Origin of the sequence: Glycomyces sp. NPDC021274 (assembly GCF_040641195.1) — a bacterium.
Taxonomy (GTDB): Bacteria; Actinomycetota; Actinomycetes; order Mycobacteriales; family Micromonosporaceae; genus Glycomyces.
The window spans coordinates 1-16,866 of sequence record NZ_JBFADC010000017.1; the positions used below are offsets into that span (position 1 = coordinate 1).

General features: G+C 71.5%; 16 protein-coding genes. 9 read left to right on the forward strand and 7 right to left on the reverse strand.

The genetic code is table 11. From position 1 onward, the window contains the following. The 4 genes from AB0I03_RS24575 to AB0I03_RS24590 form a co-directional block, all read right to left on the reverse strand. On the reverse strand, nt 1–355 hold a 355-nt coding region (locus AB0I03_RS24575; protein ID WP_360416694.1), incomplete at its 3' end, for a maleylpyruvate isomerase N-terminal domain-containing protein. Nucleotides 356–528: 173 nt separating this feature from the next. Beyond that, the gene (locus AB0I03_RS24580) at nt 529–729 is read right to left on the reverse strand and encodes a DUF397 domain-containing protein (RefSeq protein ID WP_360416696.1); all 201 of its coding nucleotides are present in this window, start codon (nt 727–729) and stop codon (nt 529–531) included. Nucleotides 730–731: 2 nt separating this feature from the next. Beyond that, the gene (locus AB0I03_RS24585) at nt 732–1,259 is read right to left on the reverse strand and encodes a DUF5753 domain-containing protein (RefSeq protein WP_360416698.1); all 528 of its coding nucleotides are present in this window, start codon (nt 1,257–1,259) and stop codon (nt 732–734) included. Beyond that, complete coding sequence (locus AB0I03_RS24590) at nt 1,229–2,608, reverse strand: MFS transporter (RefSeq protein ID WP_360416700.1); 1,380 nt, start codon at nt 2,606–2,608, stop codon at nt 1,229–1,231. Before AB0I03_RS24590 ends, AB0I03_RS24585 begins: the two co-directional genes overlap by 31 nt. A 211-nt stretch (nt 2,609–2,819) precedes the next feature. On the opposite strand from AB0I03_RS24590, the gene AB0I03_RS24595 reads away from it, so the two are divergent. Then, nucleotides 2,820–3,422, forward strand: a complete 603-nt coding sequence (locus tag AB0I03_RS24595; protein ID WP_360416702.1) for an NAD(P)H-dependent oxidoreductase — start codon at nt 2,820–2,822, stop codon at nt 3,420–3,422. An 87-nt stretch (nt 3,423–3,509) separates the two neighbouring features. Further along, the gene (locus AB0I03_RS24600) at nt 3,510–6,236 is read left to right on the forward strand and encodes an AAA family ATPase (protein ID WP_360416704.1); all 2,727 of its coding nucleotides are present in this window, start codon (nt 3,510–3,512) and stop codon (nt 6,234–6,236) included. Between the two features lie 52 nt (nt 6,237–6,288). Here the strand turns inward: AB0I03_RS24600 and AB0I03_RS24605 are convergent, their stop codons facing one another. Further along, nucleotides 6,289–6,774 (reverse strand): GNAT family N-acetyltransferase, encoded by a 486-nt coding sequence (locus tag AB0I03_RS24605; protein ID WP_360416706.1) that lies wholly within the window; start codon nt 6,772–6,774, stop codon nt 6,289–6,291. Nucleotides 6,775–6,983: 209 nt separating this feature from the next. Continuing rightward, complete coding sequence (radA, locus tag AB0I03_RS24610; protein WP_360416708.1) at nt 6,984–8,390, reverse strand: DNA repair protein RadA; 1,407 nt, start codon at nt 8,388–8,390, stop codon at nt 6,984–6,986. Nucleotides 8,391–8,544: 154 nt separating this feature from the next. On the opposite strand from radA, the gene AB0I03_RS24615 reads away from it, so the two are divergent. The 4 genes from AB0I03_RS24615 to AB0I03_RS24630 all read left to right on the forward strand — a co-directional run bounded on the left by AB0I03_RS24615 (nt 8,545) and on the right by AB0I03_RS24630 (nt 12,402). Beyond that, entirely contained in the window at nt 8,545–9,411 is an 867-nt protein-coding gene (locus AB0I03_RS24615; protein ID WP_360416710.1) for an HAD-IB family hydrolase, read from the forward strand. A gap of 34 nt (nt 9,412–9,445) precedes the next feature. Further along, nucleotides 9,446–10,465 carry a LacI family DNA-binding transcriptional regulator gene (locus AB0I03_RS24620; protein WP_360416712.1) on the forward strand — a complete coding sequence of 340 codons (1,020 nt, stop codon included), beginning with the start codon at nt 9,446–9,448 and terminating at the stop codon, nt 10,463–10,465. Between the two features lie 535 nt (nt 10,466–11,000). After that, nucleotides 11,001–11,360, forward strand: coding sequence for a metalloregulator ArsR/SmtB family transcription factor (locus AB0I03_RS24625; RefSeq protein ID WP_208497819.1), 360 nt, complete (start codon nt 11,001–11,003; stop codon nt 11,358–11,360). Nucleotides 11,361–11,550: 190 nt separating this feature from the next. Further along, complete coding sequence (locus tag AB0I03_RS24630) at nt 11,551–12,402, forward strand: hypothetical protein (RefSeq protein WP_360416714.1); 852 nt, start codon at nt 11,551–11,553, stop codon at nt 12,400–12,402. A 9-nt stretch (nt 12,403–12,411) separates the two neighbouring features. Here AB0I03_RS24630 and AB0I03_RS24635 read toward each other — a convergent pair whose 3' ends face one another. After that, the gene (locus AB0I03_RS24635) at nt 12,412–13,602 is read right to left on the reverse strand and encodes a hypothetical protein (protein ID WP_360416716.1); all 1,191 of its coding nucleotides are present in this window, start codon (nt 13,600–13,602) and stop codon (nt 12,412–12,414) included. Between the two features lie 243 nt (nt 13,603–13,845). Here AB0I03_RS24635 and AB0I03_RS24640 point away from each other — a divergent pair, with 243 nt between their 5' ends. The 3 genes from AB0I03_RS24640 (at nt 13,846) to AB0I03_RS24650 (ending at nt 16,825) form a co-directional block, all read left to right on the forward strand. Next, entirely contained in the window at nt 13,846–14,565 is a 720-nt protein-coding gene (locus tag AB0I03_RS24640) for a DedA family protein (RefSeq protein ID WP_360416810.1), read from the forward strand. A gap of 453 nt (nt 14,566–15,018) precedes the next feature. Continuing rightward, nucleotides 15,019–15,459 (forward strand): hypothetical protein, encoded by a 441-nt coding sequence (locus AB0I03_RS24645; RefSeq protein WP_360416718.1) that lies wholly within the window; start codon nt 15,019–15,021, stop codon nt 15,457–15,459. A gap of 391 nt (nt 15,460–15,850) precedes the next feature. Continuing rightward, a complete protein-coding gene (locus tag AB0I03_RS24650) occupies nt 15,851–16,825 on the forward strand; it encodes a chaplin family protein (RefSeq protein ID WP_360416720.1) in 975 nt (324 codons plus the stop codon). Nucleotides 16,826–16,866: the final 41 nt, after the last annotated feature.

Consider the following 16,866-nt stretch of genomic DNA (forward strand, 5'->3'; position numbering starts at 1 on the left):
CCGGGGGCTGCGCCGCCAGCACCTCCAGCAGCTCCGCCCGGCTCGCCCGCCACCGCGCCAGCAGCTCGGCGGGGGCCAGCCGGGCCCCGCGCTCGGCCCCCTCGTCCACGAACGTCTCCGGCGAGGCGAGCGCCGCCGCCACCTCCCGCCCGAACCCCTCGGGATCGACCGCGGACTGCACGGCCCGCTCGTCCGTCCACAGCAGGTGTGCGATCTGGTGCGCGATGCTCCATCCGGCGGCCGGGGTCGCCCGCCCCCACTCCGCTTCCGGCAGCCCCGCCACCAGTCCGTCGACTTCCTCACCCTCGGCCCGTAGGTCCGCCAGGACCTCCCGAACCTCCCGCGGATTGGCCATCGCGCGCTCTCCTCATCCACGCCGGACGCCCATGTCCCTTACGGACAGGGCATGTTGACAGCTGCGGTGATGCGAGAACCGAGGGTGGCAGCGCGCCGAGAAACAATCAAGCACGCATGCATGATTTCTTGCCATGCCGCGCCCCCGCATACGCGAAGCGCGAGCACCCCGCGTTACGGCCGCACGGGCGCCGATGCGGCGTAACGCACGAAGGCGGCCCAGGCGGATGGGGTGAGGGTGAGGCGGGGGCCGGGCTTGTCTTTGGAGTCGCGTATGAGGACATGAGCGGTGGCCGGGCTGGTGGCAGCCTCGACACATTCGCCGCCGGCGGAGCCGCTGTAGCTCGACTTGCGCCAGACCAGTTCGCTGTTCATAGCTACCCCGCCAACTCCTCGATGAATTGCATGGATTCCCTGGTGGACAGGGCCTGCGAGCGGATCATTTCATAGCGCTTGACCAGCTCACCGACCTTCTTTCGGTCGGAGACGAGCTGACTCCTGGCGTGACCCTCCACGTAGCCCAGCGTGCGCAGGTCGGGCATCTCCAGCAAGACCAGTGCACCGTCGAGGCACGGATGCTCCTCGATGTTCGTCGGCATTACCTGAAGGGACACATTGCGCAGCTGTAGCCGCTCCAAGACCCTTACCAGCTGCTCACGGTGGACTTTCCGGCCCCCGATCGGGCGCTCCAGGGCACACTGCTCGACGACGAAATGCAGAGACGGCCGATCCACACGGGTGAGTAGCCCCTGCCGTTCGAGCCTGCCGGAAACCAGGCGCTCCACCTCGTCGTCGGCATGGACAGGGACGTGCGATTCGATCACCGCACGCGCATAGTCCTCCGTCTGGAACAGCCCGCATCCCCCGCCGCGGTCTACGCCGCCGCCGGGACCGGCGTCCGCCAAGGCTTCGTCGTCACCTGCAGTGCCGCCCCCAGCAGCAGGAGCGCCGCGATCGTCCACGCCGACAGCCGGTAGCCGTCCACGGCCGTCGCACCGAGCCCCCACGCCAGCGCCGCCAGCACCGGCCCCAGCGAAGACCCGATCGTCCGCGTCGTCGCGATGAACGCGCCCGCCGTACCCGACTGCTCCGCCGGCGCCGAAGCCAGCAGATAGGTGTTCATCGGGCTGTTGAACACCCCGAACGCCACGCCCAGCAACCCGATCCGCACCCCCAGCGCCACCAGCCCGGTCGCGGCGTCCACGAACAGCAGCGGCACCACGGCAACGATCACCAGGCCCGCACCGGCCAGCGAGACCCGCCCGGATCCGAACCGGTCCGCCAGCCAGCCCGCCACCGGGGTCATCACCGCGACCCCGCCGATGAACGCCAGCAGCACCATCGACACCAGCTCCGGCCTGGCCCCCTGCACGTCAGTGAGCAGGTACGGCAGGCTGAAGTTCAGCAGGCCCGTCACCGCCGACATCAGGGTGAGGCTCAACAGCGCCCCGCTCAGCAGGGGCGACCGCAGCAGGACCACGGTAGGTGCCGAAGTCTTCTGCCGCACCCACACCGCGCCCAGCACCACGCTCGACACCAACGCCCCCGACGCGATCAACGGGTCGGAGTCGACGTACTCGAACGCGAGCAGGAACGCCGCGATCGCCGAGCCCGAGGTCGCCACGTCGACCAGGAGCGCCCGGTCCGGCCGCGGCAGACCGGTCCCGTTGCTCGGCACCGTCACCGCCATCGCCACCAGCGCGACCGCCGACATGACCGCGAGCACCCAGAACAGCCCCCGCCAGTCGAACGCGGCCATGAGGAACCCGCCCACACCGACCATGCCCATCCCGCCCACGGTCATCAGCAGCGCGATCGCCGACATGGCCCGACCCCGCTGCGACGGCGCCGCCGAGGTGACGATGATGCGCCCGGTCATCCCGAACAGGAGCCCGCCGAGCAGGCCGGCGAACGCGCGGGCCGCCAAGAGCAGCCCGAACGAGGGCGCGAGCGCCGCGGCGACCGACCCGATCGTCAACGCCGCCATGGCGAACACGGCGACCGCCCGCAGGTCGGCGCGGTCGGCGAGCCGGCCGGCGGCGATCGCGACCGCGCCCACCGGGAGGGCGTAGGAGAGCAGGACCCAGGCGGTCGCGGCCTCGGTCACGGTGAAGTCGGTGCGGATCGCCGGGAGCGCCACCGCGAGGGTGGACATGCCGCCGGCGACGACGAGCTGCGCGAATCCGACGGCGAGGATCGCTCCCCATCGGGTGGTGGCGGCCTCCGGGGCCGCGACGTTTGCCGTAGTGGTCATGGCGGCCACGCTAAGCGGCGGCCGACCTGCCCCGCATCCGTCGCTCGACGGGCATCCTCGACCGGTCACTGTGCCGCGGGTCGCCGCACCCCGCCGGCGGCGACGTGCCCGGCCGTTCCAGTCGCCGCCCAGTCGGTCGACGGATGTGCCCCCGGTCGGTCCGTCCGTAGCTTCGTCTCCACAGCCCAGAGCTACGAAGGAGCGGAACACCATGAGCGACAGACTGCACCTCGGCGTCATCATCGGCTCGACCCGCGAGGGTCGCTGGGCCCCCGCCCCCGCCAAGTGGATCGCCGGCGTCGCCGAGCAGCACGGCGGCTTCGACGTCGACCTCATCGACCTGCTCGACGCCGACCTGCCCCAGCACCTGGTCGAGGACGACATGTGGTCCACCGAGGCCGACCCGTCCGCGCCCGTGGCGGCCCTCTCGGAGCGGCTCCACCGCGCGGACGCGTTCGTCGTCGTCTCCGGCGAGTACAACATGTCGATCCCCGCGTCCCTCAAGCACGCGATCGACTACTACATGAACGAGTGGGCCGCCAAGCCCGTCGGCATGGTCACCTACGGCGGCAAGATCACCGGCGGCCAGAACGCCGCCCAGCACCTGCGCCAGATCTTCCCCGAGCTGCGCACCATGACCATCCGCAACACCATCGCGTTCCCGCGCTTCTACCAGCACTTCGACGACCGCGGCGAGTTCACCAAGTTCGGCGAGACCGAGGCGGCGGCCAAGACCCTCCTGGACGAGCTGCACTGGTGGGCGCTGGCACTCGCCAACGCGCGCAAGGCGACCCCGCTGCCCAACCCCTATTAGCCCCAGCCGGACCGGGTCTGGGCGTTTCGTCCTAAGACCCGGTCCGGGGTCCTGACGGGGCGCGGAGGCGCAGGTACCGTTGCTGACGTGCTGTACGGACGCGATGCTGAGACCGCCGCCCTCGCCGACCGCCTCGCCGCCGCCCGCGAGGGCCGCGGTTCGGCGCTGGTGGTGCGCGGCGAAGCGGGCATCGGCAAGTCGAGCCTGGTGGCCGCGCTCGCCGAGAGCGCCGCCGACCTGACCGTGCTGCGCTGCACCGGCGTCGAATCCGAGCACGCCTGGTCCTTCGCGGGACTCCAGGCGCTCCTGCTGCCCCTGACCGGGCATCTCGAGGCGATCCCCGAGCACCACGCGTGCGTCCTCGCGCGCGTCCTCGGCCTCGCGGCCGAACCTGAGAAGGAGGCCCCGCCCGGCGACCTGCGGTTCACCGTCGGCCTCGCCGCCCTGAGCCTCCTCACCGAGGCGTCCGGGCAGCGGCCCGTGCTGTGCATCGTCGAGGACGCCCACTGGCTCGACCCCGACTCCGCGGACGTCCTGCTGTTCATCGCCAAGCGCCTCGCGGCCGAAGCGGCGCTGATGATCGTCACCGTCCGGGAGGGCTACGCCCCCGACTTCCCCGCGCCCGGCCTCGACGAGCTGCGCCTCGGCCCGCTCGACGACGACGCCGCCGCGGCGCTGCTCACCGACCGCATAGGCGCCCACGCCTCCGCTGACCGCGGCCGGCTCCTGCATGAGGCCGAAGGGAACCCGCTGGCCCTCCTGGAGCTGCCGCTGGTCGAGTCCGACGCGCGGCTCGCCGCGGACTGGACCGGCCGCCGCTCCACCACGAGCCGCCTCAAGCAGGTGTTCGGCGACCGCATCGACCGCCTTCCCGAGCCCACCCGCACGCTGCTGCTGGTGATCGCCGCCGACGACTCGGCCGACACCGGGCTCGTCTTCGACGTCGCCGGGAAGCTCGGCGCCCAGCTCACCGACCTCGAACCGGCCGAAGCGGACGAACTCGTGCACTTCCACGGCGACCGCTTCACCTTCGGCCACCCGCTCATCCGCTCCGCCGCCTACCAGGGCGCGCCGCTGTTCCGCCGCATCGAGGTCCACAACGTCTACGCCGAGGTCATGGATCCCGACGACCTGCGCCGCGTGTTCCACCTGGCCGCCGCGGCGACCGGCCCGGACGAGGAGATCGCCGCGGCCCTCGAGGCCTCCGCGGAGTGCGGCTCCTCGTGCGGCGGCCACGGCTTCGAGTACACGGTGTTCGAGCGCGCCGCCGCGTTCACCCCCGACCCGCACACGCGCGGCCGCAGGCTCCTGCGCGCGGCCGAGGCCGCCGTCGCGGCCGGCAACGGCCCCAAGGCCCGTACCCTGTCCGGACAGATCGGACGGTTCACTGAGGACCGCAAGATCCTTGCCCGCGCCACCCTGATGGCCGCGATGGTCGCTGCCTGGGACAACGACATCCGCGAGTCCTACCGGCTGTACATGGAGGCCGCCGACCACTACGTGGCCGCCGACATCACCTCGACCGGGTACCCGCTGTTCCGAGCGGTCGAACTCGCCTGGCAGTCAGGGGACTTCTCGCGCGCCGAGGTCGCGGCGGAGTACGCCGAGCGCCTCGGCATCGACCACGCGCCGTGGGTGCGCGACCTCGCGAACGCCTCGGCCGGGCTGAACCGCTCCTGCGAGGTCACCGTCGCCGAAGCGGTCGCCTCGCTGCGGCACCTCATCGACGTCCACACGAGCTTCGGCGAGGCCGTCACCCCCGAGAACCGGGGGATGGTCGCCTGGTGGCAGACGCTCATCGGCGACATCGACGCCGCCGAGCAGACCGCTTCCGGCACCGTCAGCGCCGCCCGCACCTCGGGCGCGGCCGGGGCCCTGCCGCGGGCGCTCACGCTCAACGCCCTCACCGAGTTCCACAGGGGCCGTTGGAAGGACGCCGAAGCCCTCGCTTGGAACGGGGTCGAGCTCTCGGTCGAGCTCGGCCAGCGGATCGGGCCCGTCAAGGCCCGCGCGCACGTGCTCGCCCCGATCGCGGCACTGCGCGGCGACGAGGAGCGGGTGCGCGACCTCGTGGAGGCCGCGTACGCCGGCTCCCCGGGCGACACGGTCGTCGCCATCGACAACGCGCTCGCGCTGCTCGACTTCTCCTTGGGCCGCAACGAGGAAGCCCTCGACCGACTCATGGGCCACCTCGACGGGAACGCCCCGGGGGAGGTGCTCGCGCTCGTCCCGGTCGCCGTCGAGGCGGCGGTGCGCACTGGCGAGCCGGAGCGGGTGGCGGGCGCGTTCGACTGGTTCACGCAGTGGGCCGAGGCGAGCGGGCAACCGCACCTGATGGCGCAGGTCGAACGGTGCCTAGGTCTCCTCGCAGGAGAATCGGAGGCCGGCGTGCACTACGAGCGCGCCGCCGAACTGCACAAAATGGACGACGCGTTCCCGTTCGAGAACGCCCGCACCGACCTCATCCTCGGCGAGTGGCTGCGCCGGGCCCGGCGCGTCAACGAGGCGAAGACCCGGTTGCGCACCGCCGCAGCGGTGTTCGAGCGCCTCGGCGCGGAGCCGTGGAGCGAGCGCGTGCGCCGCGAACTGCGCGCCGCCGGGGACGCGGGCCCGATCGAGGCCGCCCCCGACCTCGCCACCAAGCTCACTCCCCAAGAGCTGCAAGTAGTCCGCCTCGCCGCCGCCGGACTCAGCAACCGCGAGATCGGCGAGCAGCTCTTCCTCAGCCCGCGCACGGCCGGATACCACCTGTACAAGGCCTACCCGAAGCTCGGCGTGGCGTCCCGCAACGACCTGTCCCGCCTGGGCCTCTGAAAGCGCATAAGGTGAAGTGCGAGCGTCGGACCAACCAGGGGAGTCAGTCCTCTTAGGTGGGAGCCGGGGCGTCGTAGCGGACGGTTCCCTCTTCGGCGCCCGGACCGGACGGGGTGAAGCCGGATTTCTCCAGCACCCGGACCGAAGCGAGGTTCAACGGCTCCACGTGCGCGAAGACCGCTTGCACCGCAGGCGAGGTGAAGGCGTGCGCGGTGAGGGCCCGGACCGCTTCGGTGGCGTAGCCGCGACCGCCCCGCGATGACGCGACGCCGTAACCGAGCTCCACCGCGCCGTCCGACGGCGGCCAGAACAGGCCGAGCGAGCCGACGACCAGGCCGCTCTCGCGTTCGACGATCAACCGGTGCCCGAACGGCCCCAGCCACTGCGGTTCGGCCGCGATCAGCGGCGCGATCACCTTGTCGCCCTCGTCGGGGAACCCCTCGGCCCAGTCGTCCAGACGCCCGCCTTCGGTCACGGTCGCCGCCTCGGCGGCCGTCCACGTCCGCAGGAGCAGACGCTCGGTTCGCAGCTCGGGCACGGCCGCAGCGGAATCAGAAGATGCTGTCACAGGCCCCACCGTAGGCCGGGCGTGTCGCGACGGGCAAGTCCGTTGCGCGCGGCCGACGGCACTCTGATGACGCCGATGTGCAAGGGCGACAGGCGAGTGCGACCCGTTTCACGCCGCCGTGCCACGCGCCGAGGCCGGCCCGCCGCCTGCCTCGGACGATCCGATCCGCTCAGTGACGGTCAGCCGCGGCGGGCCCACGTGCGCGCCGCCGCCTGCTTCGCGTCGTTGATCGTCTCGACCTCCACGACCTCGATCCCGCGGTGCCGCTCGGCGACCGATCCCTTCGGGACGATCGCCGTCTTGAAGCCGAGCCGCGCCGCCTCGCCGATGCGCCGGTCCGCGTTCACCGTGCGCCGCACTTGCCCCGTGAGGCTCACCTCGCCGATCGCCACGAGGTCCGCGCTCACCGCGATCTCCTGCTCGGCGCTCACCAGCGCCAGCGCCAGCGCGAGGTCCGACGCCGGCTCGCGTACCCGGATGCCGCCGATCGTCGTCGCGTACACCTCGCGGTCGAGCAGCCGCATCCCGCCGCGGCGGGTGAGCACCGCCAGCACCATGTTCAACCGGGCCTGGTCGAGCCCCGACACCGTGTGCCGCGGGACCGCCCCGTCCTTCACCGATTTGCCCAGCAGCGCCTGCACTTCGACCGGGACCGCGCGGCGGCCTTCCATCGTCACGGTCACGCAGGTGCCGGGCGTGGGCTCGGTCGGCGCGTCGTCGAGGAACAGGCCCGAGGGGTCGGCGAGCGAGACGATGCCGTCCTCGGTCATCTCGAAGCAGCCGACCTCGTCGGCGGGGCCGAAGCGGTTCTTGACGCCGCGCAGCAGCCGCAGCATCGAGTGCTTGTCGCCCTCGAAGTGGACGACCGTGTCGACCAGGTGCTCGAGCGCGCGCGGGCCGGCGATGCCGCCGTCCTTCGTGACGTGCCCGACGAGGATCACGGCCATGTTGCGGGACTTGGCCTCCGCGGTGACGGCGGTGGCGACGGCCTTGACCTGGGTGACGCCGCCGGGGACGCCGTCCGTGTCGGGGGCGATGACGGTCTGGACCGAGTCGAGGATGAGCAGCGAGGGCTTGACGTCCTCGACGTGGCCGAGGACGGCGCTTAGGTCGGTCTCGGCGGCGAGGTAGAGCTCTTCGGAGAGGCAGCCGGTGCGGTCGGCGCGGCGGCGGACCTGCGCGGTCGACTCCTCGCCGGTGGCGACGAGCGCCTTGCCGTACCCGGCCTCACCGAAGCGGTGGGCGACCTCGAGGAGCAGTGTGGACTTGCCGACGCCGGGCTCGCCGGAGATGAGGGTGACGCCGCCGGGGACGAGGCCGCCGCCCATGACGCGGTCGAACTCGCCGATGCCGGTGGGCAGGCTCGCGGCCTGCGCGGCCGAGACGGCGCCGATGCGCATCGCGGGCTTGGCGGGCCGGCGCGCGGCCGGCAGGGTCGAGGAGCCGGTGCCGAGGCTCTGGCGGGGCGGGGCCGCGGTCTCCTCCATCGAGCCCCATTCGCCGCAGTCGGGGCACTGCCCGACCCATTTCGGGACGCGGACTCCGCACGCGCCGCACGCGTAGGCGATTCGCTGGCTCTTCGACATGGCGCCAGCCTACGTTCCGGTGCTGACACGGCCCTGTTCGAACATGCCGCCCGCCCTGAGCACCCGGTCCGGCGGTCGGCCCGGGGCCGCGACACTCGCAGGGCAGGGGGACAAGTGATCGAAACCGGGTTGTACGGCTGTTTAGACTTGCGGCATGAACGAAGCGGAGCCGAGCAACGGCTCACCGGCACTCTCGCTCGAACCGGTCGCGGCACCGGGCCGCACGCGCCCCGGCGCGGCCTTCTTCGACCTCGACAAGACGGTGATCGCCAAGGCGAGCAGCCTCGCCTTCTCACGGCCGCTCTACCAGGGCGGGCTCCTCGCCCGCCGGGACGTCCTCAAGGTCGCGTACTCGCACCTCCTCTTCCGGCTCGGCGGCTCGGCCGACGAAGTGCAGATGGCGCGCACCCGCGACCAGATCGCGGCGCTCTCGCGCGGCTGGCCCGCCGAGGAGGTCCGGTCGATCGTGAACGAGACCCTCGAAGAGCTCATCGCCCCCTCCGTGTACGCCGAGGCGGCCGCGCTCATCGAAGCGCACCGGTCCGCGGGCCGCGCCGTGGTCCTCGTGAGCGCGTCCGGCGAGGAGATGGTCGCCCCGATTGGACGGATGCTCGGTGCCACCGATGTCATCGCGTCCCGCATGAAGATCGGTGATGACGGCCGGTACACCGGCGAGATCGACTTCTACGCCGCCGGGCCTGCGAAGGCCGAGGCCGTCAAGGAGTTCGCCTCCGCGCGCGGGGTCGACCTCGACGCGTCCTTCGCCTACTCCGACTCGATCACCGACGAGCCGATGCTGCGCACCGTCGGCTTCCCGCGCGCGGTCAACCCCGACCGCGGCCTGCGCCGCCTCGCCCAGGAGGAGGGCTGGCCGCAGCTGACGTTCCGCCGCCCCGTGGCCCTGCGCCAGCCCCTGTCGGGGCCGGATCCGCTCAAGGCCGCGGCCGTCGGCGTCGGCGTTGCGGCTGTTGCGTATGTGGTCTGGCGAGTGTGGAGAGAACGGCGTTCGAGGACCGCTTGAGCAGCGCTTTCCGCAGATGGGTAGCCTCAGCGAGATGGAACGCAAACAACCGGCCCGACTGGCCGATGTCGCCCGAGCCGCCGGCGTCTCGGTGGCCACCGCCTCTCGCGTGCTCAACGGCTCGCCCCACCGGGTGAGCGATCAGCTGAGCGAGCGGGTGCGCGAGGCGGCACGCCGGTTGCGATACGCCCCCAACGTCGGCGCGCAGGTCCTCGCCCGCGCGACCTCGCAGACCGTGGCCCTGCTCCTGCACGACGTGACCGACCCGTACTTCGGGCAGATCGCCGGCGGCGTGCTCGCCGAGGCCGCCCGCCGGAACGTGCGCGTGCTCATCGCCGACACCGGCATCGACCCCGACTCCGAGGTGCAGCACCTCGACTCGCTGCGGGGCTACCGCCCGCGCGCGGTGATCGTCGCCGGTTCGCGGACCACCGACAAGGCCGCGGAGCAGCGCCTCGCCGAGCACCTGTCGGACCTCTTGGAACTGGGCGCCACCGTGGTCAGCGTGGGCCAGCCGGGCCTGCCCGGGCGCGTGGTGCGCCCGGCGAACCGCGAGGGCGCGGCGTCCCTGGCGCGGTACCTCTCCGAGCAGGGCCACCGCCGCTTCGCGGTGGTCGCCGGCCCCGAGCAGCTGCAGGTCGTGCGCGAGCGCCGCGAAGGGTTCCTCTCGGCGCTGCCCGAGGACGCCGAGGTCGTGCACGTCTCCGCCGCGTTCAGCCGCGACGGCGGCTACCAGGCCGGGCGCGAGCTCCTGGACGGCGCCCCGCTGCCCACAGCCGTGTTCGTGACGAGCGATGTGCAGGCCACGGGCCTGTGCACGGCGCTGCGCGAGGGCGGCGTGAGCATCCCCGACCAGGTCTCGGTGGCCGGGTTCGACGACATCCCGATCGTGCGCGACCTCACCCCCTCGCTCACGACGGTGGCGCTCCCGCTGCACGACATGGGCGTGAAGGCCCTGGAAGCGGCCCTGGTCGAGGACGCCGACTACCCCGACGAGTTCTCGGTCGCCGCCGAGCTCATCGAGCGCGACTCGACGGCCCGGCCGCGCCCCTGAGGCATCGGAGCGAACGCGAATGCAGGGCGGGGCCGATCGGCCCCGCCCTTCGCTTTGCGCACAGATGTGCGCTTTCTCAAGTCCATGTAACGGGCCTGAAACATAAGCGGCCTGCGCGAGTGGCGGCGTCGCGCTACGCTCGGAATCAAGATGTTCTATATGTTGGGACGTCGATCTGAAAGAATCGCGTGAACCGGATCTCAATCACGAGACGGCAACCGCTTAAATATTGGTAGATTTAGATATAACTCCAGGTAGTGCGACATTAACTGAATAACCGTCGCTGTGGCCTGCAAACTGATCTTGTGTCAGCGGTAGATCCGCTGGCGAGGCAGGCGTAATCTCGGCGGTGGATCCGGTCAGGGACTTGGTGCGGCCCGAACGAGATCCGAAGGAACCGAAACCCTTTGCGAGCCGGAAGCGTCGTCGTTACCGCCCGGCCACACCGCAAGGGCATATTTAGGGTTGGAACTGGATTAATGGCAGTGCGGCTGTATCCGGTACCGACTGGGACCAATCCGGAAGGAACACGATCATGGTGCGAGTCACCGTCGAGGCTGAGACGCCCGTCTCGCCGGTTAGCGGCGAAACGCTTTCCAAATCCGACGCCGAACGAATCGCTGGTGTCCTCAAAGCACTTGCCGATCCGAACCGGCTCCAGCTCATCAGCCTGATCCAGGCCGCTCCCGAGCAAGAGGCCTGCGTGGCCGAGCTGACCGAGCCCCTCGGGCTCTCTCAGCCCACGGTCAGCCACCACCTGCGCATCCTGGCCGAGGCCGGGGTCGTGGAGCGCGACAAGCGCGGGGTGTGGGCGTACTTCCGCCTCGTCCCCGAGACGATGCGGATCGTCGCCGATCTGCTGACCCCGCCGAAGCGCCGTCCGCGGCGCCGCTGAGGGGCATGGGCGGGCACGGCCGGCCCGCCGCCGGCACCGACCGCCGGCGGACCGGGTCGGCCGCGAGCGCCCGACCTGAGGCTCGAGGCGCCGCCCGCGCGCAATGCGCGTGCGCGGCATTGACAGTCGACAGGGAATAACCGAAAAACGCGAGCTCGACTGCGTTCGCGTCAGGCCATACACTCGTCACATGACCGGTGTGCATCGCAGACGCGGGCGCCTCTCCAAGGAGGGCCGCCGCCTCCTGGGCGGCCTCGCGCTCCTCGCCGTCTTCGCCCCGGTCACCGCGTACACCCTCAACGCCGCCATCGCCCACGTCCAGTCCTGCGGGACGGAAGTGGACCTGCACGTGGCCGCCGCCCCCGAGATGGCCGCCGCGCTCGAGGACTTCGTCGCCGCCGGCGGCGGGGCCCCGTCCCGCGGCTCGGACGTGTGCGCCCGCATCACCGTCGAGGCCGTCACCGGCAACGCCGTCGGCGGGACCGATGCCGACGTGTGGATCCCCGAGACCGCGCTCTGGCGCCACCTCCCCGACCCTGAGGGAGCAGACCTCACCGGGCAGTGGGAGGTCCTCCAGGAGTCGACCGCCAGCGCCGCCGTCGGCCTGGCCCTGCCCGCGGGCGAGAGCACCGACGGGGTGCTCGCCGACGAGGCCGACGTCGCGCTCCAGGATCCGCGCGAGCACGCCGCGAGTCTCATGTGGATCATCCTGTTCGGGGTCGACGAGCACACCCGCGAAGGCGGTGACGGCGCGGCCGTGATGTCCGCGCCCGAAGTCATGGCTCTCGGCGACCTGGAGCTGCAGCCCCCTGCGGGCGCGGCGCAGGTCGGGCAGTACGAGTACCCGATGCTGGCCCGCACCGACCTGGGCGAGGACGAGCGCGAGGCCGCGCAGAACCTGCTGCGCTCCTACAAGAGCGAGTCGTACGGCCAGGTGCTGGTCGAGCACGCGCTCGGTCCGGCGGTCTCGCAGTCCGCGCCGTCGACGACGGAGGTCGTCGCGGCGGCGCTGCGCAGCTGGGACGAGCGCGAGGGCGCTTGACCGCTCCCGCTACTCGGCGGTCTTCGACAGTGCCTGGCTGAGGACGTCGTTGAAGACGTGCCAGCCCTCCTCTTCGCGCTCGGCGGCGATGTCGGCCGTGGCCCAGGCCTGGAAGGTGCCGTTGGCGCCGGTCACGAAGACGCTCAGCGAGCCGCGCCAGCGCCCGTAGACCTCGTCGCGCTCGGCGAAGGCGATCTCGCCGGCCATCTCCTCGAGCGGCTGGTAGGGCAGGGCGTCGCGCATCATCGTGCGTGCCGCCCGCGGGCACTCGCCTTCGCAGGGGAGCCAGCCGACGGTGATCTCCGACTCGCCCGCGGCGTCGGTGCAGACGGCGGAGGGGCCGTCCTCGGTGCAGCTGAAGTCGGCGGGGAGTTTGAAGGCGAAGGGCCAGTTCGCGGCGGCGAACGTGGCGGTGTCGGCGTCCTCGGCGTAGGCACTGCCGCCCACGCGTTCGGCGGGGGCCTCCGGGTCCCATTGGGGCACTTCGTTGCCGGCGCTGCCTTCGGTGGGTTCGGCGGCGGGGGCCTGGGAGACGCCGTCGACGGCGGCGGTCGTGGGGGCTTCGGCGGTGCCGTCGGCGCCGTCGTCGCCGGGGCCGGAGAGGACGGCCCAGACGCCGATGACGAGTGCCAGGACGACCACCACGGAGCCGATGCCGATGAGGATCGGTTTGACCTGCGAGGGCTTCTTGGGGGCGGCGATCATGACGACGGGCGGCGACCAGACGGCGTTCTCCGCTCCGCGGGCGTTGGCCGGGGGCGGCGAGGACGGCGGCCCCGAGACTCCTGCGGGCGAGGCGGGGGCGGCCGAGCGCTGGGCGGCGGCCATCTGGTGGGCGGCGCGCTGGGCCGCGGCGGCGGGGCCCACGGGCAGTGGGCCGGTGGCGGGGCCGAGGGCCAGGAGCCGGTCCATGATGCGGTCGGCGCCGCGCAGGCGGGCGTCGCGCAGGACGACCACGTACGGCTGCTCGGCTTCCAGGTCGGCGACGAGGATCGGGGCGTCTTCGGGTCCGGCGGTGGCGTAGGCCCAGGCGACGGTGTCGGAGAGGAGGCCGCGGCGGGCGGGGTCCTTGGAGGAGGTGGCGCCGAGGGTGAGGATCTGCACGGGCCGCGCGTTCTCGTCGAGGCCTTCGCAGAGCTCGTAGGCGCCTTCGACGCGCGCGGTCGTGACATCGGTGTACGGCCCGACCGTGCGACTCATCGACGCCCCCCTCAACTGCGATCCGCGTGCGCTGAACGGGCCGTCACCGGGCGTGCGAGCCGTAAGAAGCGCGGAATTACCACTAAGTATGGCCCGGCTCCGCACGCCCCGCGACACCTGGCCGCGCGGAGTCCGCCGAACGGCCGTCCGGCGCGGGGAATCTCGGTCAGACGACCGAGGCGGGGCCGAAAGTGAGCCGGTTACGCTGGCGGCGTGACCAACTTCCTCAGCCAGGGCCTGGCGATGGCCACCGCTTCCAGCGAGATCCCCTCAGCCGAAGGGCAGGGGGACTTCATCAAGTGGGTGCTCGGCCTCATGACCGACCTCGGCGAGGTCGGGGTGGGCCTGGCCCTCGCGATCGAGTCGGTGTTCCCTCCGATCCCGTCCGAGCTGATCCTGCCGGTGGCGGGGTACCTCGCGTTCGACGGCAAGCTGAACTTCTGGCTGGTGATGCTCTGCGCCGCGATCGGTTCGATGCTCGGCGCGTACATCCTCTACTACGTCGGGTACGCGTTCGGGCGCGAGCGCACGCGGTGGATCTTCGAGAAGTTCCCGCTGCTGGAGCTCAAGGACTTCGAGCGCTCGGAGAAGGTGTTCGCGCGGTGGGGCGGCATCGCGGTCCTGGCGGGGCGGTGCCTGCCGCTGGTGCGCAGTGCGATCTCGGTGCCGGCGGGGATCGAGAAGATGCCGTTCTGGAAGTTCACGGGCTACACGCTCGTGGGCTCGGTGATCTGGAACTCGATCTGGATCGGGCTGGGGTTCGCGTTCGGTCCGACGATCCAGCCGATCATCGAGGAGTACTCGGGTCTGCTCAGCAAGATCGTGCTGGGCGTCATCGGGCTGCTGTTCCTGTGGTTCGTGGTGGCCCGGGTCATCAAACTCATCCGCAGGAAGCGCAGCGGGGACGGCGAGAACGGGAACGCGGGGCACTCGGACACGATGATCCTGCGCCGCGTGCAGTAGTCGGTCTTCACGCTTTCGGGTTGCGGCCCTTCACCTTTGGCAATGCCTTCGGTGGAGGGCCGTTCGCGTGCCGAGGCAGACATATGAGTCATGCACGCATTCGCGGTGCGCAACTGGCGCAATGTTTTCGAATTTCTTCGCGTCTGGGCGTAACCGCACCCGAGCCTCTCCAGTTAGTCAGTGTGGCCGCGTCACAGCGGCCGGGCCGCAGTGTCACCGGCCCAATGACAGCGAGCGCGGTCCTCGACCCGCCGGCGAACCAGCCGGCCTGGTCGCGGCTGAGGTCCGCAATCGGCAGCAGCGACGCCTCCACGGCGACCGCACTGCCTCGAGCCGCTGGTCAACCACTGACAATTCAGCGATCTTGCATCGCGCGGCGGTCGATTCGCGCTGCTTCCCCAGCCGACGACCAGTGTCCGTGCGGTACGGAGAAAGGCAACGAAGCAGATGAAAATGCGCACTGTGCGTACGGCGGGCCTCGTCGGAGGACTCGCTACGGGGGCTCTGCTGCTCGCCGGAACGGCGGCGCAGGCCGCCGACACCGAGGTTCCGGAATCGACCGGCGACCTCGTCACCGCGACTCCGGAAGCCCTCGGGGGGCTCCCGGTGTCTCCCGACGCCGTGACCGGCCTGGCCGGCGGTGTCACCAGCAATGTCACCGACAAGGTCCCGGGCCTGGGCGCGGTGGACTCGATCCCCGGCGTCAACGCCCTGCTGCCTTCCGGTCCCGACGCGGAAGCCAAGGGCGGCGACATCGCCGACCAGGTCAAAGACCAGGTGAAGGACAAGACCGACAAGGACAAGACCGACCAGGACGAGCCCGCGGGCAACCCGGTCAGCGACCTGCTCTCCAACCTCGGCGGCGGCCTTCCGGTCCCGCTGCCCTTCCCGTAAGGGTCGAGCACACCGAACACCCGCGGCGCGCGCTTTCGCCAGGTGCGCTGCGGACCACGGTTGAAAAGACACGGTCGAAGGGCCCGCCCGGGTCCGGAAGCGAACGGTTCGGCGAGTCCCGCGGCGGTGCACAGCCGCGGCTCGCGAGCGGTCCGCGCGGCACGTCACGTGCCGACCGGCCCGGGCGGCCCTACCGGCCGAGCAAGGCAGCACCACGAAGAGCAGTACCACTCAAAACCAGTAGCAAGACGACAACTCTCCCGGTCTCCGAGCACCGCGCCCCACCGCAGGACCCAGCCTGCCGGACGCGAACAAGCTCTCGAGACCACGGAGCTTCACGGGGGATACGTGATGGAACAGCAAGAACCATTTCCCTGAAAGGTGAGACTTCGTGAACAACTCATGGGCACGCAAGACCGCGCAGACCGGCCTCGTCGCAACGGGGGTCGTCCTCGTCGCCGGCGTCGGCACCGCCCAGGCCTCGGGCCCTGACGTCACCACGCAGGACCAGGTCGGCGCCGTGTCGGGCAACCAGGTCGTCGCGCCGATCCAGGCGCCCATCAACATCTGCGGCGTCGCCGCGGCCGTCCTCGGCACCGCTTCGGCGGGCTGCGAAGGCGGCGCCACCGCCGACTACGACGGTGCGGGCGACCTGACCACGCAGAACAACACCGGCCTCGGCAACGGCAACCAGGCGTTCGCCCCGGTGCAGGCCCCCACCGACATCAGCGGCATCGCCGCCGCCGTCGGCGGTGTCGCCGGCGGCTGGTCCACCGGCGGCTCGCACGCCGACGTCGAATCCGGCACCGCCGAGTCCGGCAAGGCCGAGTCCGACACGCTGACCCAGGGCAACTACGGCGCCCTGTCCGGCAACCAGCTGCTCGCGCCGATCCAGGCGCCGATCAACGCCTGCGGCAACGCCGTCGCCGTCGGCGGTGCGTCCGACGCCGGCTGCGAGGGCGGCGCCGACGCCGACTACTCCGGCGCGGGCAACCTGACCACCCAGGACAACGTGGGCCTCGGCAACGGCAACCAGCTGTTCGCCCCGATCCAGGCCCCGATCAACGTGTGCGGCAACGCCATCGCGATCCTCGGCCACGCCTCCGCCTCGTGCGAGGGCGGCTCTGACGCCGAGATCCCCGGCGGGCACGACCACCACAACAGCCACAAGGAGCTCTCGACCACCGAGTCCTCCAACGTGGACCTCAACGAAGAGGCCCTCCCGGCTGTCCCCGGTCTCGACGCGGTGAGCGGCGCGACCGGCGGTCTCCCCGTGGTCGGCGGCCTGGTCGGCAACACCACCTCCGAAGGTGTTGCGGACACGGTCGCCGGCGTCTCCGAGCTCGCCGGTGCCGGCGTTCTCTAAAGCACGACGAGCGGCCCGCTCCATGACGGCGCGGGCACGCT